The sequence below is a fragment of the Fulvimarina thalattae genome, assembly GCF_040239565.1.
Classification (GTDB): domain Bacteria; phylum Pseudomonadota; class Alphaproteobacteria; order Rhizobiales; family Rhizobiaceae; genus Fulvimarina.
The window spans coordinates 20,095-41,071 of the sequence record NZ_JBEHWS010000009.1; the positions used below are offsets into that span (position 1 = coordinate 20,095).

Consider the following 20,977-nt stretch of genomic DNA (forward strand, 5'->3'; position numbering starts at 1 on the left):
ATGACCCTCAAGGCCCGCATCATTCCCTGCCTCGACGTGAAAGACGGCCGTGTCGTCAAAGGCGTCAATTTCGAAGGCCTCCGCGATGCGGGCGATCCGGTGGAAGCGGCACGCGCCTATGATGCAGCCGGTGCTGACGAACTCTGCTTTCTCGACATCACCGCCTCCTCCGACGAGCGCGAAACGATCGTCGATGTGGTTCGCCGCACTGCCGAGCAATGCTTCATGCCAGTGACCGTCGGAGGCGGCGTCCGCACAGTACAGGACGTGCGAACGCTTCTCCTAGCTGGCGCCGACAAGGTCTCGATCAATACGGCCGCCGTGAACCGGCCGGAGTTCGTGGGCGAAGCCGCGGACAAGTTCGGCGATCAGTGCATCGTGGTCGCGATCGATGCACGGCGCGTGACAGATACTGGTGCCGAGCCGCGCTGGGAAATCTTCACCCATGGCGGCCGCCGGGAGACCGGCATCGACGCGATCGAATTCGCGCGGAAGGTCGTTTCGCTCGGGGCCGGCGAGATCCTGTTGACCTCGATGGACCGCGACGGCACGAAGGCCGGCTTCGACCTGGAGCTTACCAAAGCGATCAGCGACGCGGTGGCCGTCCCTGTCATCGCTTCGGGCGGTGTCGGCACGCTCGATCATCTCGTGGAAGGCGTCACCAAAGGCGGCGCGGCTGCGGTCCTAGCCGCCTCCATCTTCCATTTCGGCACCTACACGATTACCGAGGCCAAGGCGCATATGGCCAAGGCCGGGGTTCCCATGCGGCTCGATCCGGCCGATATTTCGCTCGATGCCGCCTGATTCGCCGACCGCGGAAACGACAGTCCAATGACAGAATTCAGCCTTTCCGATCTCGAAAAGATCGTCGCCGAACGCGCCAGCGCCTCGTCCGGTGAATCCTATACCGCTAAGCTGAAGGAAAAAGGCATCGGCCATGTCGCGAAAAAGCTGGGCGAAGAGTCGACCGAGACGGTAATCGCCTTGGTTTCGGAGGGCGACGAACGCGTCGTCTCCGAGAGCGCCGATCTCATCTATCATCTCCTGGTAGCGCTCAATCTACGCAATATCCCGGCCTCCGACATCTTTGCCGAGCTCGGGCGCCGGACATCGACAAGCGGGCTTGAAGAGAAGGCCTCGCGGACGCCCGACGGACCACGCGACGGGTGAGCGAGCGGATGGATCAGCTCGAGCCAACACCCTTTTCGCCCTACCGGATTTTCTCGGCGCAGGAATGGTCCCAGTTTCGCGCCGATACCCCACTGACCCTGTCGGCCGCAGACCTCGAGCGCATCCGATCGATGAACGATCCGGTGGACCTCGATGAGGTGACCAGGATCTATCTCTCGCTGTCTAGGCTTCTTTCGGCTCACGTCGAGGCGTCGCAGTTGCTGTTCGAGCAGCGTCAGCAATTCTTGTCCGGTAACGGCGTCGGCCACAAGACGCCTTTTGTCATCGGCATCGCCGGCTCCGTCGCCGTCGGAAAATCGACGACGGCCCGTCTGCTTCAGCTGCTACTCGGCCGCTGGCCGACTTCGCCCAAGGTCGCTCTCGTCACAACCGACGGCTTCCTCTTTCCGAATGCTGTGCTGGAATCGAAAGGACTCATGCGCCGCAAGGGCTTTCCGGAAAGCTATGATGTCGGCGAGATCCTGCGCTTTTTGTCGGATATCAAGGCCGGCGCGCCGCGCGTGACGGCGCCGGTCTACTCCCATTTCTATTACGACGTGACAAAGGGCGAGCGCGCAATGGTCGATCGCCCCGATATTCTCATCTTCGAGGGCCTCAACGTGCTTCAGGTTCAGAAGATGCCGCCGGACGGGCGTGCGGTGCCGTTCGTCTCGGATTTTTTCGACTACTCGATCTACATCGACGCGGAAGAAAGCGACATCCATCGCTGGTATATCGATCGGTTCATGCGCCTTCGAGAGACGGCGTTTCAGCAGGAAGATTCGTTCTTCCACCGCTATGCCAATATTTCCGACGCCGATGCCCAGAACACCGCAGAAGATCTCTGGTCGCAGATCAATGCCGTCAATCTGCACGAGAACATTCTGCCGACCCGTCCGCGCGCCGACCTCATATTGAAGAAGGGGCCGACACACCTCATCGAACAGGTCGCGCTCCGGAAACTCTGAAGCGGTCGCCTGTCGAACGAGGACATTGGCTCCAGAGGTCGTTCTGGAGCCAACGCTTATCCCGCGCGGTTACTGTGGCGTCGAAATCAACATCGCCACAGGCAGAACGCCGAGCACATCGGCCACCTGAATCTCGGAACCCGTCCATTCGGCGTCGGTCAAGACATCCGTGAACGTCTTGGAGGTGAGATCGTCGGGCAGGATTACCCGTGTATCCTGCCACCGTTCAGCCGGCACAGCTGGGTCGAGCTGGCCATCCAACAGTGAGAGCGTCATGCGCGGCGCGATGGTGATCGCAGTGATGCCGTCTTCCGAGACGCGCGCGAAGGCGACGATCCAGCCCGCCCCCGGTCCCTCGACTTCGAGCGGTACATAGCGGCCCGTCGTGAAAACCGACGGCGCGCCCTGACGCATGCGAAGGCCTGCCGCGGTGATCCGCGCTTTCAGATGGCCTGAGCGCCAATCGGAGAGAAGCGCCGCAGGATCGGCTTCGGCCTCCAAGGCCTCGATACGCGCGTCGAAGTCGACGGCGCGACGATTGTCCGGATCGACGAGGGAGAAATCGTAGAACTCGGTGCCCTGATAAATATCGGGCACACCTGGCGCCGTCAGCTTGATCACCGTCTGGGAGAGGCTGTTGAGAGCGCCAGCCGTCACGAAGGGTTGGACACTGGACCAGAATTCCCCGATCAGTTCACCCTCAGGGTCGAGCATCGCCTCGACGAATGCTCGCAGCGCATTTTCGTATTTCTCGGCCGGCGCCGTCCAGCTGGTATAGCGCTTGGCCTCCCGCACGGCCTTTTCGGCGAATGCGGTGAGGCGCTCGGCAATCTCTTCGCACTGCTCTTTATCTGCCGGATCGAAGTCCGTCGGCAGCACGCCGAGCAGGGACTGGTAGAGCCCCCATTCGGTCGCCGGATCAGGCGAGAAGAGATCCGGCTCGATATCCTTGCGCCAGGCGGTCATCACGGCGGCGAAATTCGAAACGAGCGAGCGCCAGCGCCCCGGTGCCTCCGACAGCGTGTAGATCCGCGCGCGGGCGTCCTCGCCGCGCTTCGTATCGTGGGTCGTCGTTGCAACGAGACCGGAGGGCTGATCCTCCAGCCGTATCTGCATCGCCTCGTGGAAGGCTTCGATATCGGCGCCGTACTGGTCGGGCTCGCCACCCACCTCGTTGAGCGAGATCAGGCGGTTATAGCGGTAAAAGACTGTATCCTCGACCGCCTTCGCCATTACGGCGCCGGTCGTCTGCTGAAAACGGCGGGTAAAGTTGAGAGCGCCTGCAACGTCCTCGCCGTCCTCGAAATCGAGTTTCAGGAGCCTGCCGATGAACTGGATCGGCTCGTCCGCCTCGACCTCGCGGCGCGTCATCGCAAGATCGACCGCGTCGTCGATGATGGCGACGTCACGGCGGGGTACGCCATCGACGGACCCATAGGTGCGGTAGACAGGCAGCGCGGCGGCGACCTCCACGATCGAGCGCGCAAGCGTGTCGCGGCCGAGATCACGGGTGGATAGACCGCGTGAGGCAACGTCGAGCGCGAGGCCCGTCAGCACCGTTAGTTCGCCGGCCAGATTACGCAGGAAGATCGAGCGCTTCTCGGCGAGAATCATTGCGCGCAGGTCTTCGCGGCGTCCAAGGAAGGTGTGGTAAGCCTCGCTCATCCCCTCTTCGCGCTTGGGGTCGACATAAAGGCCGGAAAGCGCGGTGATGAACTCGTAGCCGGTCGTGCCGTCGATTGCCCAGGAAGAGCGAAGCCGCTCCTCGCCGGTCAGGATCTTCTCGACATGGATCGTCGGGGAGCGGCGGACGGCGCGAAACGCCTGGTTGAGATCGTCGAGATAGGTTTTCGGGTCCGCAAGACCATCGACATGGTCGATCCGGATTCCGTCCAGCCGGCGCTCACGTGCCAGCCGGATGATCATCTGGTGGCTTTCACGGAAGACGCGGCGCATTTCCTGGCGAACGCCGATGAGATCGGCGATCTCGAAGAAACGGCGATAGGTCAGGCGTTCACGGGCGGTGCGCCACCAGGCGAGCCGCCAGGCCTGAGCCTCGTGCAGGGCGTGAAGGGCCTGCCTGTCGGCATTGATCGTCTCGATCGCGGCATCAAGCGCTTCGCGGAAGCCGCTATCCTGAAGATGCTCACTGAGACGCTCACGAAGTTCGTCTGCTTCCGGCGGAGTCGAGACCGAGAAACGACGGACCAGACGGTCACGTTCGTCGTGGTCCATCAATCCGAAGACATGGCCATAAGTTCGAGGATCGACGGGCAGGCCATAGCCCGCGGCGTCGAAACGGAAAGCGGGCGCCGCCTCGTCGAGGACGATGGTCAGGTCGCCGGCTTCCAGCGCGTCGCCATAGGGCTTTCCAAGGACGGGAACGAGAATGCGCTTGGCTTCCCACGCGATATCGAACGTATAGGCGTAGCGGCTCTCCTCGCCCCAGCGCAGCACGTCCTCCCACCAATGGTTCTGCGGCGAGACGCCCATATGGTTGGGAACGAAATCAAGGATCAGCCCGATATCGGCTGAGGAGAGCGCGTTCGACATCTCCATGAAACCGCCAATACCGCCGAGATCCTCTTCCAGCGCGTTATAGTCGGTAACGTCGTAGCCGTGGGTGGAGCCTTCGGACGCGGCGAAGATCGGCGAGGCGTAGAGATGGCTGATACCGAGGCGCTTCCAGTAGCGGGCAAGATCGCGCGCGGCGGCGAAATCCGTGCCTTCCCTGAACTGGAGGCGGTATGTGGAGACGAGCGGCGCGCTCATGAGGGATTCGGCCTTTCCTCGCGCATCGCCCGCGCCAGGCTCTTGAAGCGCTCGTTTTTTTCGAGGTCTTCAAGAGCGACGTCCTGGCGAATGCGCCAATTGGGGTATTGATCAGTGGTGCCGGGCAAATTCGGCTGGTGGGTGGCACCCAGCATGTCCTCCAGCTGGACGGTAAGGAGCAACGACGGCGTCCGCGCGACATAGCGGTGGATCGCCTCGCTGAGGACCTGGTTCAGCTCCTGCGAAAGCGGCACGTCGCCGTTGAGCATCTGCTCGTAGTCGTTCGGAATGAGGCTCGCCTTGCGCAGTGCGACCAGGAGATCGATCCGTTCCTCGGCGCGGCTCCTGAGGTCGCGCTGCGTCGATAGTTCGTCCTGTGTGCCGGCCTGCTCCCTCAATATGATGTCGGTGCCTCGCCACCAGCCGGCAAGCGGTGCGAGATCGTGGGTCGAGATGCAGGCGAGCGCGAGCTTCGGATAGGCGCTCGGCGCAAGGAAGGCATCATCCCGGCGCTCGAAATAGAGAACACGGTAGGAGAATACGTTGGCCGCCTCCATCGTTTCCCGGAAGCCCTCCGGCACGGTACCGAGATCCTCGCCGATGACGACGCAGTGATTGGCGTTCGAGGCATCGGCGACAGCATCGACCATCTCGCCCAGGGGATAGCGGACATAGCCGCCGCCCGCCGACGACTGATCCTGCGGAATCCACCACAGCCGCGCGAGCCCCATGGCGTGGTCGATGCGCACCGCGCCGGCGTGCAGCGTGAGCTGCCCGAACGCGTTGCGAAGTGGCTTGTAGTCCCGTTGCGCCAGCGCCTTCGGCGAGAGCGGCGCGAGACCCCAGTCCTGGCCGGACGAGTTGAACATATCCGGTGGTGCGCCCACACGCGCGGCGGCGACGGTCAGCGCCGGATCGGCCCAGGTCTCCGCGCCGTCCGGCGCGACTCCGACGGCGAGATCGAGATAGAGGCCGATCGCCATGCCCTCGGATTTGGCCCGCGCCTGAACGCTCGCGATCTGCTCGTCGGCCTCGAATTGCAGCCATTTGTGGAAGTTGATCTCGTCGAGATGATCTCCCTCGAACGCCTGGACGGCATCGCTTTCACGATCCCTCAGCGGCTCCGGCCAGTGATGCCAGCCGGCATATCCACCAGCTGCAACCTGAGCCTCGGATATCGCCTCGAATAGCGCGAAGGCGTGGAGGGTCGAGCCGCCGCCGGATACGAACCGCTCGAAAGCCTGCGAAGACGTAATGTCGTCCTTGCGGGCCTCGAAGATCATCCGCAGCAGCCGGCTCTTCAGCGAAGTGACAGCCGGATAGTCGACGAGTGTCCCGTCGAGACCCTCGAAAAGCTCCGGCTCCTCGGCGCGCAGCGTCTCGATCGCCTTGCCGCCACCCTCGATCTTGTCGATCGCGAGATAAAGCGGGTTGTTGAAGCGCCGGGTCGAAGGAGAATAAGGCGAGAAGCGGTTGCCGTCAGCCATGAAGAGCGCATGCAGAGGATTGACGCCGATAAAGGAGGCGCCCTCCTTCGCCCCGATCACCGCAAGCCGCGCCAGATCCTCGAAATCGCCGATTCCGAAGTTGCGACTGGAGCGCAGGCCGTAGAGCTGGCAGGAAATGCCCCAGCGCCGGTGATCGGCGACGACTGGTGGCAACGCACAACTCTTTCCGGGCGTCTGCCGCGCCTCAGTAAAATGCCCGGGTGCACCGCCGTCGGGATCGACCGAGAGCGCCGCGAGAAGGCGCTGCTTTGCCTCGTCGGAGATTTCCTTCCGCTCGCCCATCTCGGACGTATAGACCGTCTGGATGCCGTGGCTATCAGCCAGCTGGTCAATTGATGGTCTCAAGCGGTACCTCCCGATATAAGCGTCTGATGCGAAAGACGGAAAACGACGGATGTGGGCGGCAAGGTCCCGTCCGCGAGCCGACTATCCGCATTTGCGGGATAAGAATGGACGAGATCGCCGGCGGTCAGGTCATTCTTCGTCAAGTCGGCCGGAAGCGGCCAGGGGTTATCGCTGAGATTGGCGAAGAGATGCAGTACCTTGCTGTCCTGAAGCGTCCAGGCGACGGCAAAGGCCAGCGTGCCGTCCGAGGTATGGTAGGAGCCGCATTGCGCCGGCACATGTTTCAGCAGCGGAACGATCCGTTTCTGACGGATTTTCAGGAGCAGTTTGACCTGTTCGAGTCGGCGCAGATGGTTCGGGCGCTTGAGCTCGGACCAGTCCAGCATCGACGAAGCGAAGGTCGTTTCGGAATTCGGGTCCGGGATCAGTTCGCGCGTTTCGGCAGCGTGGAAGGCCGTGAACTTGGCAAATTCGGAGCGCCGACCCTCGCGTACCGCATCGGCGAGATCGCCGTCGAAATCGGTGAAGAAGCAGAAGGGGTGGGTCTCACCCCACTCTTCGCCCATGAAGATCAGCGGGATCTGCGGCGACAAGAGCAAGATCGCCTGGGCGCATTCGACGATGCGCCGCGAAGCGAGATCGGTCAACCGCTCGCCGAAGGCACGGTTGCCGATCTGGTCGTGATTCTGGATGAAGTTGACGAAGGCCGTCGGCGGAAGGTGTTCGGAGGTCGTTCCGACTTTCTTGTCGCGAACCGGGGAATAATCGCCCTGATAGACGAACCCGGTCGCGAGCGATTTGGCCAGCTGCGAGACGCTGCTGCGCGTGTAATCGGCGTAATAGGCTTCCTGCTCGTGGGTCGCGAGAACGTGGACCGTGTGATGGAGGTCGTCGTTCCATTCGCCCGAGACGAGCTGCGGCTGACCGGTCTCGCCGCGCTCGATATGCCAGGTGATGTTGCGGTCGTCTTCAGTCGTGAGGTGCACATGCCGGCCAGGAAAGCGCTTGCGCACGGCGGCGGCGAGTTCCTTCACCAGCGGCGTGTCGGTCGTGTCCTTGATCGAGTCGATCGCATCGAGCCGCAGACCGTCGAAGCGGAATTCTTCCAGCCAGTAGAGCGCATTCTCGATCATGAATGCGCGGACCGGCTCCTCGTCATAAGCGATCGCCGGACCCCAAGGCGTGTGGATTTCCTCGTGAAAGAACTCGGGTGCATAGGCGCCGAGATAATTTCCGTCCGGTCCGAAGTGGTTGTAGACCACATCGAGAAAGACGCTGAGCCCCCGCGAATGGGCGGCATCGATCAGCCCCTTGAGCCCGGCATCGCCGCCATAGGCCTCGTGCGGACAATAGAGAAGAACGCCGTCATAGCCCCAGCCGCGCTTGCCCATGAACTGGGCGACAGGCAGGAGTTCGATGGTGGTGATGCCAACCGTCTTCAGGAAATCGAGCTTTTCCTCGATACCGGCGAACGTGCCTTTTTCGGAAAATGTGCCGGTGTGAAGTTCGTAGAAGACGGTTTCTTCCCATGGCCGGCCGTTCCACTCGGGCGTCGTCCAGCGATAGGCAGTGGAATCGGTAAGAACCGAGAGTGAATGAACGTCTCCGAATTGCCGGCGGGACGCAGGATCAGGAACGACGAGTCCGTTTTCGAGGCGAAATCCGTAAGCTCCGCCAACCGCGACCTTGTCGGTCGTCAGCCGCCACCAGCCGGCGTCGCCCATTTCCATTGCGCAGAATTCGGCGGGATTGCCGTTCGCGTCACCTATCGCAAGTTCGATCGAAGGGGCCGACGGCGCCCAGAGGCGGAATTCCGCGCCTTCGTGGACAAGTCTCGGACCCCAGGAGGTCTCGAACGAAAAGCCGTTTTCCGTCGAAGTCATAGAGTGCGGTCGCGTCCTTGTCGTTCGGGGAAAGCCCCAGGGATTTCATTATTGGGACGTGGTCTCATGCGGGACAGCGTGCTCCACAGCCATTCCCATAATTGGGGCACATGACGACGGTTCCAGCCCCACGAGCCGACCAAAAAATAATCGTCAGGCAAGCAATCGAGGCAGCCGCGCGCTCGCGCATGGAAAACGGCGAAGGAGCGACGATGGCAGCGCCCGGCTTGAAACGACTCGGGCGCTGCCATTCCCTCGACAAGAGTTCGAACAAGGTTGGGATAGAGCTCGCTACAACTGACCCAATTGTCCGCAATTTTCGTGCGTCAGGCCGCCTGCGCCTGTTTTCCGTTTCCGCCGGCCTCGCCACGCACGAGATCGTGCATGAAGCCGAGTTTTTCGATCACGGCCGGAGACAGGACGAACGGATAGAGATCCTGGTGCCCCATGGAACGGTTGAAGGAATTCAATGCCGCCGAAAGGGCAAACCAGGCATCCGTTATCTGCTGGATGGTGGTGTCCCGGGCATACGGATCGAATGCGATCTTCGTCGTCAGCAATCCCTGGTCGGGAATTCGCGGATCGATCGCGACACCCCAGGCATGGCCGGTTTCCAGCGTATCGACGATGTGAAGATAATGCGCCCACGTCTCGGCGAAATCCTCCCAGGCATGGGCGCCGGCATAGGACGAGACGAATTCTTCCTGCCAGTTCGGTTTCGGCCCGTTCTCGTAATGGCGCTGCAGTGCTTCGCCGTAGTCCTCGGTGTCGTCGCCGAACAGCGCGCGGCAGGCATCGAGTGCACCGGGATTGCCGTCGCGCACGATGCGATCCCAGTACCAGTGACCGACCTCGTGGCGGAAATGACCGAGCAGCGTGCGATAAGGCTCGCCCATGGCCTCGCGCCGCTTGACGCGCTCCGCGTCGTCGGCTTCGGCGAGCGCTATGGTTATGAGCCCGCGATCGTGACCCGTCATGACATTGCCGGGCGAACCGTCGTCCTCGGCGAGGAAGTCGAAACCGAGACCTTCCTCGTTCTCGCTGCGGGTCGAAAGCGGCAGACCGAAACGGTTGATGGCATAGAAGAGGCGATGCTTGCCGATCTCCATCCTCTGCCAGCATGCGAGATTTTCCGGGTCGGAGACGTCGGGAACGGTCTCGTTGTGCCGGCAGGCAAGGCAGTACTGGTCGGCACTATCGGCGGGAAGAAGCCAATTGCAGACGCCGTACTGGTAGTTATCGCAGTATTTCAGCGTCGCGCTGTCGGAGTGCGAACCGGCTTCTTTCCAGAAGTCGTCCTCCTTTTCGAGCGCGATCATGACTTCCCGTCCGGCGTCATAGCCGAGTGAGCGGCCGCAGCGTTCGCACGAGACGTTCTCGAAGTACACGACCTGATCGCAGGCCGGGCAGGAAAACAGTTTCATTTTCAGGTCCTTGGGGCAATTCGATACACTCACACAGGAGCGATGCGCATCAATGCTGGAGTGTGACGAACGTTCCGGCCTTCTGCCAGCATTGCCCGAAATCTTCTGCCAGCATTACCCGAAAGATCGGGCCCTGCCCTTAAAAGACCACAGGCCCGGCCCCTTGCCGCATGTGTGATGTGGTCTAAAGCATAGGTAACAAAAGAAAGCCGAAGCGAAAACAGAAAGCGCCCATGTCGATCCTCGCAAGCCTTCGCCACCTCACCCATTACAAATATGACCGCCCGGTCATTGTTGGTCCCCAGGTCATCCGGCTGCGACCCGCACCGCATTCGCGCACACGCATCCCGTCCTATTCGCTGAAGGTTTCACCGGCCGAGCATTTCGTGAACTGGCACCAGGACCCGTTCGGCAATTATCTCGCACGCTTCGTATTTCCCGAGCCGGTTCGCGAGTTCAAGGTCGAGGTCGACCTTCTCGCCGACATGACGGTCTACAACCCGTTCGACTTCTTCATCGAGGAGCATGCCGAGGAGTTTCCATTCACCTATCCGGAGGAGGTCAAGAAGGAGCTCGAATCCTATCTCGACCCTGAACCGGCGGATGAGAAGTTCCAAGCCTTCATCGACGAGGTCGACCTCACGCCCGGCCAGCGCACGATCGACTTCCTCGTCGGGCTCAACCAAAAGATCCAAAATCGTATCGACTATCTCGTCCGTATGGAGCCGGGCGTTCAGACGCCGGACGAAACGCTGACCAAGAATTCCGGCTCCTGCCGCGATTCCTCCTGGCTGCTCGTCAATACGCTACGCCATCTGGGCTTTGCCGCGCGTTTCGTATCCGGCTACCTGATCCAGCTGAAACCGGACGTCGCGGCTCTCGACGGTCCTTCAGGCACCGATCACGACTTCACCGATCTTCATGCCTGGGGCGAGGTCTACATTCCGGGCGCGGGCTGGATCGGTCTCGATCCGACGTCGGGTCTTCTCACCGGCGAAAGCCACATCCCGCTCGCCGCAACGCCGCATTATCGCTCGGCCGCGCCGATCTCCGGCCTCGTCGGATTTGCTGAAGTGGACTTCGAATTCGACATGACGGTCGGGCGCATCTCCGAGCGCCCGCGCGTCACATATCCATTCTCCGACGACAGCTGGGAGGCGCTCGACACCCTCGGCAAGAAGGTCGATCAGGAACTGGAAGCCAACGATGTCCGGCTCACCATGGGCGGCGAGCCGACCTTCGTGTCGATCGACGAGTTCGAATCGCCGGAATGGAATTCCGATGCCACCGGCCCGATGAAGCGCGGACTTGCCGACGATCTCATCCGCCGCCTCCGCGACCGCTTCGCGCCGGGTGGTTTTCTGCATTACGGCCAGGGCAAATGGTATCCGGGCGAGACACTGCCGCGTTGGACCTTCTCGCTCTACTGGCGCAAGGACGGCGCGCCGATTTGGCAGGACTCCGATCTGGTCGCCCGCGAGAAAACCGACGCCACCGTCGGCGCTGAAGAGTCCGAAGCGTTCACCCAGAGCGTCGCAAAGGCCCTCGATGTAGCGACCGAGAACGTCATGCCGGCCTTCGAGGACGCCTCCTTCTGGATCGCCCGCGAGCAGGGTCTGCCCGACAATGTGGAGCCGACCGATTCCAAACTCGAGGACCGGGAAGAGCGCGCGCGCCTCGCCAAAGTGTTCGACCACGGCCTGTCGAAACCGACGGGTCATGTGCTTCCCGTTCAGGCTTGGCAATCGCGATCGAGCAAAGTCCGCTGGATGTCGGAGCGTTGGAAGACGCGGCGCAAGCATCTTTATCTGACGCCCGGCGACTCCGCCCTCGGCTACCGCCTGCCACTGGCCTCCCTGCCCTATCTCGGGCGCGGGGACTATCCCTACATTCATCCGGCCGACCCGACCCAGCCTTTCCCACCATTGCCACCACAGAACCGCGAGCAGTGGGGACGCACAGCACGACAAACCCACGATCCGTCGTCGGACAAGGCCGATACGGTCGCCGGCCGGATGCGCGAAATGGCACCTCTGCCGCCGCTTGCTGCCAAAGAGGATGGTTCTCGTGCGCCCGCCGGGACGTTCTTTACCGCAGTCGCCTCGGAGAACGCCGAGATTCAGGGCTTCGTGCGCACCGCTCTCTCAGTGGAGCCGCGCGACGGAAAGCTTTGCGTCTTCATGCCACCACTAGAATTCACCGAGGCCTATCTCGATCTTCTCGGCGCGATCGAAGAGGCTGCGCGCGATCTCGATCTGCCAGTTCAGATCGAGGGCTACGCGCCGCCGCACGACCCGCGCCTCAACGTCATCCGCGTCGCGCCCGATCCGGGCGTGATCGAGGTGAACGTGCACCCGGCTTCGAACTGGGAGGAGGCCAAGGCGATCACGCAGGGCGTCTACGAGGATGCCCGCCAGTCGCGGCTCGGCACCGACAAGTTCATGGTGGACGGCAAGCATGCCGGCACCGGCGGCGGAAACCACGTCGTGGTCGGCGGCGCGACGCCGCTCGATTCGCCGTTCCTGCGCCGGCCGGACCTCCTGAAATCGCTGGTTCTCTACTGGCAGCGCCATCCCTCGCTTTCGTACTTGTTCTCCGGCCTCTTCATCGGCCCGACGAGCCAGGCCCCCCGCATCGACGAGGGCCGGCACGACCAGCTCTACGAGCTTGAAATCGCGATGGCGCAGGTCACGCAAGACAGTTTCTCGACCCCGCCCTGGCTAGTCGACCGGCTGTTCCGAAACCTGCTGATCGACGTGACCGGCAACACCCATCGCGCCGAGATCTGCATCGACAAGCTCTATTCACCGGACGGGCCCACCGGCCGCCTGGGCCTCGTCGAATTCCGCGGCTTCGAGATGCCGCCCGAGCCGCGTATGTCGCTCGCCCAGCAGCTTCTGATCCGCGCGCTGATCGCCAAGTTCTGGAAGCAGCCGGAGGACGGCAAGTTCGCGCGCTGGGGCACCAATCTGCACGATCGATTCATGCTGCCCGAATTCGTCTGGCAGGATTTCCTCGATGTTCTCGGTGATCTCACCCGTGCGGGCTATCCGATGCGCCCCGAATGGTTCGAGGCCCAACAGGAATTTCGCTTCCCGTTCTGCGGCAAGATCGAGCGCGAGGGTATCGAGCTCGAACTGCGTCAGGCGTTGGAGCCGTGGCATGTGATGGGTGAGACCGGCGCGATCGGCGGCACGGTGCGCTTCGTCGATTCATCGGTCGAGCGCCTTCAAGTGAAGCTGTCGAACTTCGACAATGCCCGGCATACCGTTACCTGCAACGGCCGCGAAGTTCCGATGACGGCGACGGGCAAAGGCAAGGAGGCGGTCGCCGGCGTACGCTTCAAGGCGTGGCAGCCGCCGTCCGGTTTGCACCCGACCATCCCGGTCCACGCGCCGCTCACCTTCGACATCTACGATAGATGGTCGAACCGCTCTCTGGGAGGCTGCACCTATCATGTCGCCCACCCGGGAGGCCGGAACTACGACACCTTCCCGATCAACTCCTACGAGGCCGAAGCCCGCCGCCTCGCCCGCTTCGAGCCGATAGGCCACACCCCGGGCGGTTATGAGCCGGTCCGCGAGATCGCCGATCCGAGCTTCCCGATGACGCTCGATCTGAGAAGGCCGGCAGGACTGGCTGTGCGTTAGGACATCGAGATCTCTTCCCCGCTGCGGCCGCTGGCCAAGCGGGGAAGGCATAGAGCAGGTGAAGTGCGTTCCTTCGGAAACGACTCCAACGCGGACGCGAAAAAGGGCCGCCCGAGAGGCGACCCTTTTTTACGTTTTTATAGATGTTGGCTGCAGCGGGTAACGACCCGTTTCAGAGCTTCTTCTTCGCCATTTTCGTGACGCCGCGCATGATATCGGATTCTGCGCTGCCGCTGCGTCCGCGCGTCGTAGAAGTCTGCCGGACCGGCCGCTTGGTTCCCGAACGTCTTTTGGAGCTCGCGAAGGCCGAGACAGCTTTTCTGACGATACTACCGAGGTTCATGATCGCATCTCCCAATTCGCGTAAGTGGTTCTGTTCATTTGGCTAATGAACGTGCCTAGAGAACCTCGGTTCCATCGCCGCGACCAACGCGTCACGCGAAACGGCACAGGTCTCGCGAAAAGTTTGCCGCTAACCGACGCCTAAAAGTGAAAGCATCAACGGGATCGTCAGAACCGATACCAGCGTCTGGGATGTGATGATGCCGGCCATGTAAGGCCCGTCGCCGCCGAGCTGGCGCGTGAGGACATAGGCGGTCGGCGCAGTCGGGATGGCCGCGAAAATGACGAGGACCATCGTTTCCGTCGTGCCGAGGCCGAACAGGATGGCGATCGCGGCAGCAAGAACCGGCATCGCGAGAAGCCGCGCGCCGCCGATCCCGACGAACGCCTTAACGTCCCGGGCGATCGCGTCCGGGCGCAGGGCCGCGCCGACGCAGAGGAGGCCGAGCGGCAGGCTCGCCTGGGCGATGAGGTCGAGGAAGCGGCCGATGCCGAACGGCAGGCCTATCCCAGTCGCGGCGATGAGAATGCCGATGATACAGGCAATGATCAGCGGGTTCTTCGACATCGGAGCGAGAAGCACCAGCGGGCCGCGCTGCTCTCCCCTTTCGGTGAGCGCGAGGATCGACAGGACGTTGACCAGCGGCACGGCGACGGCGAGCAGCACCGCAGCGCGTTCAAGACCGCCGTCCGGCACCGTGCTCGCGGTGATGGCGAGACCGAGATAGGTGTTGAAACGCACGATACCCTGCAAAGCCGGGCCATATCGCGCCGCCGGCATTGGCCGCAGGAGGCGAAACACGGCAAGCGCGCCGGCCGCAAAGAGCATCATCACGATCACCGCACCACCGAGGCGCAGAAGGTCCGGATCGCGAACCGGGGCATCGGCAAGATTCGAGACAAGCAGCGCCGGGAAGAGAAGAAAATAGTTCGCCCGCTCGGCAGCCGGCCAGAAGCCGGGCTCGGGAAACTTCAGCCGCGACAGCCCGTAGCCAAGGCAGATCAGGGCGAAGATCGGCCAGATCGTCACGAAGAGCACGGGATCGGCCTTTCAAACGGCGGATCGGCGTCCGAGGCTCTCACCCGTTCGGCTGCCCGGCACGCATTTCGGCAAGTTCAGCTCGAAGCGCCCTTACCTCGGCAAGGATCTCAGCATTCTCCTCATGGCGCTTTTCATGCTCGGCATCGATAGAAGCCTCATGCTCGCCCTGCATGGCCGAAACGATGACACCGATGAAGAGATTGAGCACCGCATAGGTGGTCGAGAGGATGAAGGGCACGAAGAAGAGCCAGGCATACGGATGGACCTCCATTACCGGCCGCACGATGCCCATGGACCAGCTTTCGAGCGTCATCACCTGGAACAGCGTATAGATCGACGCGCCCATATCGCCGAACCACTGCGGGAAGGTGTCGCCGAACAGCTTCGTCGCCATCACGGCGAAAATATAGAAGATTATCGCGAGAAGCGCGATGATCGAGCCCATGCCGGGCAAAGCCGCGATGAGCCCGCCGATCACGCGGCGCAGCGAGGGAATAACGGAAATCAGCCGCAGGACACGCAGGATTCTGAGAGCGCGCAGCACTGTCAGCGGGCCGGTGGCGGGCAGCAGCGCAATCCCGACAACGGTAAAGTCGAAGATCGACCACGGATCGCGGAAGAAAGCACCGCGGAAGGCGTAAATTCGGCCGACGATCTCGACGACGAAAATCGCCAGAATCGCCGTGTCGAAGGCAAGCAGCAGCCCGCCGACGCTGTGCATGACACTGTCGCTGGTCTCGAGACCAAGGAAGATCGCGTTCACGACGATCAGCCCGATAATGAACTGCTCCCAGCGTCTCGACCGGAAGAGATTTTGCAAACGCTGTTGCATGGTGGTGCGTCCCGGCAATCCCGATTAAAGGCCAGCGTGATATAAGCCGGTTCGTCAGAAGGACTATTGCGCGGATGTCTTCACCGGACCTTTCTCATTTTGCAAGAACCTATGCGGCGCTCACCGGTGGCGGGCGGGACGAGATGGTCGATCGCGACGGCGCGCTCAAGCCGCACTACAGGAACGTTATCGCTAAGGCGTTGGCGCTCTCGCCGGAGGAGCGCGACGAACGGGTGCGCCGTGCCCGGCAGTATCTTTCCGAGGCCGGCGTCTTCCACCGGGTCTACGCGCCGAGCGATGCCAGCGAGGAAACGCGGGAATGGCCCCTAGGCCATCCTGCGCTCCTTATCGAACCCGGCGAGTGGCGCACCCTCTCGCGCGGGCTCGTCCAGCGCGCGGAGTTTCTGGAAAAGCTACTGGCCGATATCTATGGCCAGCGCCGGCTCGTCACCCAGGGCATCCTTCCGAGCCCACTGATCGGCCAGAACCCGGAATTCTGCCACGCTCTTTCGGATCAGGCGAAGATGGGCGAGCCGCTGATCCGTTTCATCGCGATCGAACTCGGGCGAGGACCGGACGGACGCTGGTGGGTGCTGGGCGACCGCACACAGGCACCCTCCGGCGCGGGCTTCGCGCTGGAAAACCGAGTCGCCAACACGAAAGCGTTTCCGGATTTCCTGCGCGCGCTCAACATCGAGCGCCTCGCGCCCTTCTTTCAGCGCTTCCGGGAGATGCTCTACAGCCTCGGCGGCCCCGATCACTCGCGGGTGGGCCTCCTGTCGCCGGGCCCGCACAACGAGACCTATTTCGAGCACACCTATCTCGCTCGCTATCTTGGCCTTCTGCTTCTGGAAGGAGGCGATCTCGTCATCCACAATGATGAGGCAATGGTTCGCACCGTCAGTGGCTTTCAGCCGATCCGCGTCCTCTGGCGCCGGCTCGACAGCGATTTCGCCGATCCGCTCGAACTCTTCGGCGGCTCGCATATCGGGACGCCCGGCCTGCTTCAGGCGGTCCGCGCGGGCAAGCTGAAACTGATCAACGCGATCGGGTCGAGCATTCTGGAAACGCCCGGCTTTCATGCCTTTCAGCAGCGCATGGCAAACGCGCTCCTCGGAAAAGATCTCGAACTGCCGACGATCGCCACGTGGTGGTGCGGGCAGAAGGCGGAGCGGGCCTATGTCGAGGCCAATCGCGATCGCCTGCAGCTCGCGTCCGCTTTTCCGTCGGAAAAAATGGCGTCGGGCATGATCCAGACACCGGCCGTCTCGGACGCCGAGCAAGCCCATGAAAGCCGCAAGATCGATCTCGAACGGGATGGCACGCACTGGGTCGGGCGTGAGATTGCAGCGCTTTCGACAACACCTGTCCTCGTCGAGGGCAAGCTCGAGCCCCGTCCGGTCACGCTGCGCGTCTTCCTGACCCGAGATGAAGACGGCTGGCATCTGATGCCGGGCGGCTTTGCCCGTGTCGCCGACCAGCAGGATGCGCGCGTCATCTCCATGCGCCAGGGCGGCAGCTCGATCGACGTCTGGGTTCCCTCTGAAACAAAAGTCGACAAGCCCGAACGCCCTCTGACCCTGCTCGCGGGCACCGGCAAGCGTTTCCAGCGCAAGCTGCCCGGCGCCCTGCCCGCACGCGCCGCCGACAACCTCTACTGGCTCGGCCGCTATGTCGAACGCTGCGAGACGGCAACCCGGCTTCTAAGAGCGTATGGCGCGCGTATGGACGAACTCACCGAGCCCGGCGAATTCGAAACCCAACTCCTTGATCTGGTCGGCTTTCTCGGCATCGAGGTCGCGGCCGAGCGACCGGTACGTGCCCTTCTCGCCTATGCCCAGCAAGCCTTCGACACGGCGTCGAGGATACGCGACCGGTTCTCGCCGGACGCATGGCGCACCCTGCACGAAACCGTGGATCTCATCCTCGGAAGCTACAACGACGACGACGTGGAGCTGGTCAGCCTGACGAGTTCGGTTCTCACCCATCTGTCTGGTTTCGCCGGCCTCGTGCACGAGAACATGTACCAGTTCACGGGTTGGCGCTTCATGCAGATCGGCCGCTCGCTGGAGCGAGGGTTCAACACCGCGTCCACGATCGCCGGCGTGATCGAGCCGGACGAACTCGCGGACGGCGCGTTGGAGACGATCCTCGACTTCACCGATAGCCGGGTGACCTATCGGCGGCGCTATTCCGTTGACCTTACCCGCGAAACGGTACTCGATCTCAGTATGCTCGACCCGCTCAATCCGCGTTCCATCGCCTTCCAGGTCAACCTCATTCAGGAACTGCTCAACGATCTGCCGAACCAGAACACAGCGGAGACACTGGATACCCTTACGAGGCGAGTCGCGCGCCTTGCGGTGCGGCTCCAGACCGCCGACGCCACTGAACTCGGACATGCCTTTATCGTGCGCGTCGCCAACGATCTCGGCGATATTTCGAGGCTGCTGACGGCTCGTTATCTGCTCTCGTCACCGGAAGCCGCCACTGTCAGCGGAACGCCTGAATGAAATACGACATCACCCTCAAGATCGACTACCAGTATGCCGGATCGGTCGCCGATGCCCGACATGCGCTTCGGGTGCGACCGCGCCTGCTTCCCGCGCAGACGCCCATGTCCGTCGATGTGAAGATCAAGCCCCAACCGGAAGAACTCCGGATCGAGACCGATTTCTTCGGCAATGAACGCGATGCCGTCGCGATCTGGCGGACCCATCACAGCTTCGAGGTGGAGATGCGGGCTCGGATTTCCGTCCATCGCGATCCGCTGGAGCCCGAAAGCACCGAACCGCTCGAAGACGTCGTTCGCCGCGCCAATGCGGAGACGCGCACCAACGGCGCCTCGCCGGTCTGGTATCTCGGCCAGAGCCGGCGGATCGAGCCCTACCAGCCTCTCACTGCCTATATCCGCGAGATACTCGGCTCTTTCGAACAGCCGGCCGCCAAGGCGATCCTTGATGTGACGAAGGCGATCAAGGAGGATTTCACCTATAAGCCCGGCGCGACGGATGTCGGCACCAGCGTTCCATCCGCCTTCGACGCGCGGATCGGCGTCTGCCAGGACTTCGCTCATGTTATGATCGCTGGGCTTCGCGCGAACGGCATTCCGGCAGGCTATGTGAGCGGTTTCCTGCGCACCGATCCGCCGCCCGGTCAGCCAAGGCTCGAAGGCGCCGACGCGATGCATGCCTGGGTGACGGCCTGGCTAGGACCGGAAACGGGTTGGGTGGACTTCGATCCGACAAACGGCATTTTCGCATCTAACGATCACATCGTCGTCGCGATCGGCCGCGATTATGACGACGTCACGCCGATCTCAGGCGTGCTGATGACCACAGGGCCCCAGGAGACCGGCCACACAGTGGACGTCATACCGGTCGAGGCGGACTAACCGGTCCGAAGCCCGAAGCCGTGCACGATTCGTTGCGTTGCGTAATCCGGCGTGCCGGAGGTGAACACGGCCGGGTCGAAATCGCCGTGCATCGACCGTGTGCCGGTATCGCCGACCACGCGCTCGGCCTGACGGGCGATCGCCTCGGCCGGATCGAGCCAGTCAACCGGCCATGGTGCCATCTTGCGCATGCGGTTCACCAGAAACGGATAATGCGTGCAGGCGAGCACCACGATGTCGGTGCGCCGACCACCCTCCTCGATGAAGCAGGGCTCGATTTCGGCGAGAACTGCCTTTTCATCGACGAAGCCGCCGCGCATGTAGCGTTCAGCAAGGGTCGCCAGAGCCACGCTGCCAACGAGCTTGACCGAACATTTCGAAGCCCACTGATCGATGAGGTCCTGCGTGTATTGCCGCCGCACCGTGCCCGGCGTCGCAAGCACCGAAACCAGCCCGGACCGGGTGCGCTCGGCTGCCGGCTTGATCGCCGGTACCGTGCCGACGAACTTCATTCCCGGATATGCCTTGCGCAGCGAGTCCAGCGCCAGCGTCGAGGCCGTGTTGCAGGCGATCAGGCAGGCGAGCGGTTCGTAAGTCGTAATCAGGTCTCCGAAGAGATCGACCAGCCGATCGCACAGCGCGTCTTCCTCCCAATTGCCATAGGGAAAGCCCGCATCGTCCGCCACGTAGACGAAGCGGCGATCGGGCATCAAGACCCGCGCTTCGCGCAGAACGGTGAGGCCGCCGACGCCGCTGTCGAGGATCAAGATCGGAGCGTCGTTCATGATGCGTCCGCCTCGTCGGCACGGTCTCTCGCGGGCCTTTCGAGGGATTTGAGAACGCCGCGCAGACTGCGCACTTCCTGTTCTGAAAACTGAGCCTTTGTCAGCATGGTCCGCAGATTGTGGACCAAAGCCTCACGTTTTTCGGGCGGGAAGAAGTAGTTTCGCTGATCGAGCATCGATTCCAGATGATCGAAGAGGCGGTAGAGATCGGCCTTGTCGGCGGGCGGATTGGGCGGGGCGGAAAAGCGCGGCGTCTTCGAAGGGTTCGCCGCATTGCGCCAGGCATAGCTCACGAGGAGCACGGCCTGCGCGATGTTGAGCGAGGCGAACTTCGGATTGACCGGAAAGGTGACGATCTCATCGGCAAGCCCGACCTCGTCGTTTTCCAGCCCGTACTTTTCGCGCCCGAAGATCACACCCGTCTTCCCCACCGGCGCATGGGCGACGAGCCGTTCGGCCGCCTCTTCCGGCCCGCGCACGGGCTTGTAGCTGTCCCGAGCTCGAGCGGTCGTCGCATAGACCAGCGAGAGATCGGAGAGCGCGTCTTCCAGCCTTTCGAAAACACACGCTGCATCAAGAACGTGATCTGCTCGGCTTGCGGTTGCCCGCGCCTTCTCGTTCGGCCAACCGTCACGCGGTTTCACGAGACGCAGATCGATCAGCTCGAAATTCGCCATGGCCCGCGCGACCATGCCGATATTCTCGCCCATCTGCGGCTCGACGAGGATGATCGCCGGTGCATTGGAAAAATCTGGCGGGGTCTCGGTGGGCACGCGGTGGCTCTCTCGGCTCGGAATGATGCTGCGATGTATCGCCGATCACCATGCGTTTCCAGTGCCGCAGAACGCGCGAAGCCTCTGCG

14 protein-coding genes are annotated in these 20,977 nt (G+C 62.4%); 6 read left to right on the forward strand and 8 right to left on the reverse strand.

Translation table 11 applies throughout. From position 1 onward, the window contains the following. The 3 genes from hisF to coaA are packed head-to-tail and all read left to right on the forward strand — an operon-like array spanning window position 1 to window position 2,138. Entirely contained in the window at window positions 1-804 is an 804-nt protein-coding gene (gene hisF, locus ABRA89_RS12660) for an imidazole glycerol phosphate synthase subunit HisF (RefSeq protein WP_349941854.1), read from the forward strand. A 27-nt stretch (window positions 805-831) separates the two neighbouring features. Then, window positions 832-1,170 carry a phosphoribosyl-ATP diphosphatase gene (locus ABRA89_RS12665; protein ID WP_349941855.1) on the forward strand — a complete coding sequence of 113 codons (339 nt, stop codon included), beginning with the start codon at window positions 832-834 and terminating at the stop codon, window positions 1,168-1,170. Window positions 1,171-1,178: 8 nt separating this feature from the next. After that, window positions 1,179-2,138: a type I pantothenate kinase gene (gene coaA / locus ABRA89_RS12670; protein WP_349941856.1), complete on the forward strand. Its 960-nt coding sequence runs from the start codon at window positions 1,179-1,181 to the stop codon at window positions 2,136-2,138. Window positions 2,139-2,207: 69 nt separating this feature from the next. Here the strand turns inward: coaA and treY are convergent, their stop codons facing one another. From treY to ABRA89_RS12690, 4 genes are all read right to left on the reverse strand, one after another. Further along, window positions 2,208-4,910, reverse strand: a complete 2,703-nt coding sequence (gene treY / locus ABRA89_RS12675; protein WP_349941857.1) for a malto-oligosyltrehalose synthase — start codon at window positions 4,908-4,910, stop codon at window positions 2,208-2,210. Further along, window positions 4,907-6,763, reverse strand: a complete 1,857-nt coding sequence (malQ, locus tag ABRA89_RS12680; protein WP_349941858.1) for a 4-alpha-glucanotransferase — start codon at window positions 6,761-6,763, stop codon at window positions 4,907-4,909. The genes treY and malQ overlap by 4 nt, the downstream gene beginning before the upstream one ends. After that, window positions 6,760-8,646: a malto-oligosyltrehalose trehalohydrolase gene (gene treZ / locus ABRA89_RS12685; RefSeq protein ID WP_349941859.1), complete on the reverse strand. Its 1,887-nt coding sequence runs from the start codon at window positions 8,644-8,646 to the stop codon at window positions 6,760-6,762. The genes malQ and treZ overlap by 4 nt, the downstream gene beginning before the upstream one ends. Window positions 8,647-8,972: 326 nt before the next feature. Continuing rightward, window positions 8,973-10,070, reverse strand: a complete 1,098-nt coding sequence (locus ABRA89_RS12690) for a zinc-binding metallopeptidase family protein (RefSeq protein ID WP_349941861.1) — start codon at window positions 10,068-10,070, stop codon at window positions 8,973-8,975. A 233-nt stretch (window positions 10,071-10,303) separates the two neighbouring features. On the opposite strand from ABRA89_RS12690, the gene ABRA89_RS12695 reads away from it, so the two are divergent. Next, window positions 10,304-13,720, forward strand: a complete 3,417-nt coding sequence (locus ABRA89_RS12695) for a transglutaminase family protein (RefSeq protein WP_349941862.1) — start codon at window positions 10,304-10,306, stop codon at window positions 13,718-13,720. Between the two features lie 472 nt (window positions 13,721-14,192). Here the strand turns inward: ABRA89_RS12695 and ABRA89_RS12700 are convergent, their stop codons facing one another. Together ABRA89_RS12700 and ABRA89_RS12705 are read right to left on the reverse strand one after the other, a co-directional pair. Next, window positions 14,193-15,101: an AEC family transporter gene (locus ABRA89_RS12700; RefSeq protein ID WP_349941863.1), complete on the reverse strand. Its 909-nt coding sequence runs from the start codon at window positions 15,099-15,101 to the stop codon at window positions 14,193-14,195. Window positions 15,102-15,141: 40 nt separating this feature from the next. Continuing rightward, the gene (locus ABRA89_RS12705) at window positions 15,142-15,936 is read right to left on the reverse strand and encodes an ion transporter (RefSeq protein WP_349941864.1); all 795 of its coding nucleotides are present in this window, start codon (window positions 15,934-15,936) and stop codon (window positions 15,142-15,144) included. A 74-nt stretch (window positions 15,937-16,010) separates the two neighbouring features. On the opposite strand from ABRA89_RS12705, the gene ABRA89_RS12710 reads away from it, so the two are divergent. Both ABRA89_RS12710 and ABRA89_RS12715 read left to right on the forward strand, forming a co-directional pair. After that, window positions 16,011-18,449: a circularly permuted type 2 ATP-grasp protein gene (locus tag ABRA89_RS12710; protein ID WP_349941865.1), complete on the forward strand. Its 2,439-nt coding sequence runs from the start codon at window positions 16,011-16,013 to the stop codon at window positions 18,447-18,449. Then, window positions 18,446-19,330 (forward strand): transglutaminase family protein, encoded by an 885-nt coding sequence (locus tag ABRA89_RS12715; RefSeq protein ID WP_349941866.1) that lies wholly within the window; start codon window positions 18,446-18,448, stop codon window positions 19,328-19,330. Before ABRA89_RS12710 ends, ABRA89_RS12715 begins: the two co-directional genes overlap by 4 nt. Here ABRA89_RS12715 and murI read toward each other — a convergent pair. After that, the gene (gene murI / locus ABRA89_RS12720; protein ID WP_349941867.1) at window positions 19,327-20,115 is read right to left on the reverse strand and encodes a glutamate racemase; all 789 of its coding nucleotides are present in this window, start codon (window positions 20,113-20,115) and stop codon (window positions 19,327-19,329) included. The genes ABRA89_RS12715 and murI overlap by 4 nt on opposite strands. Further along, window positions 20,112-20,888: an RNA methyltransferase gene (locus ABRA89_RS12725; RefSeq protein WP_349941869.1), complete on the reverse strand. Its 777-nt coding sequence runs from the start codon at window positions 20,886-20,888 to the stop codon at window positions 20,112-20,114. The genes murI and ABRA89_RS12725 overlap by 4 nt, the downstream gene beginning before the upstream one ends. Between the last annotated feature and the right edge of the window lie 89 nt (window positions 20,889-20,977).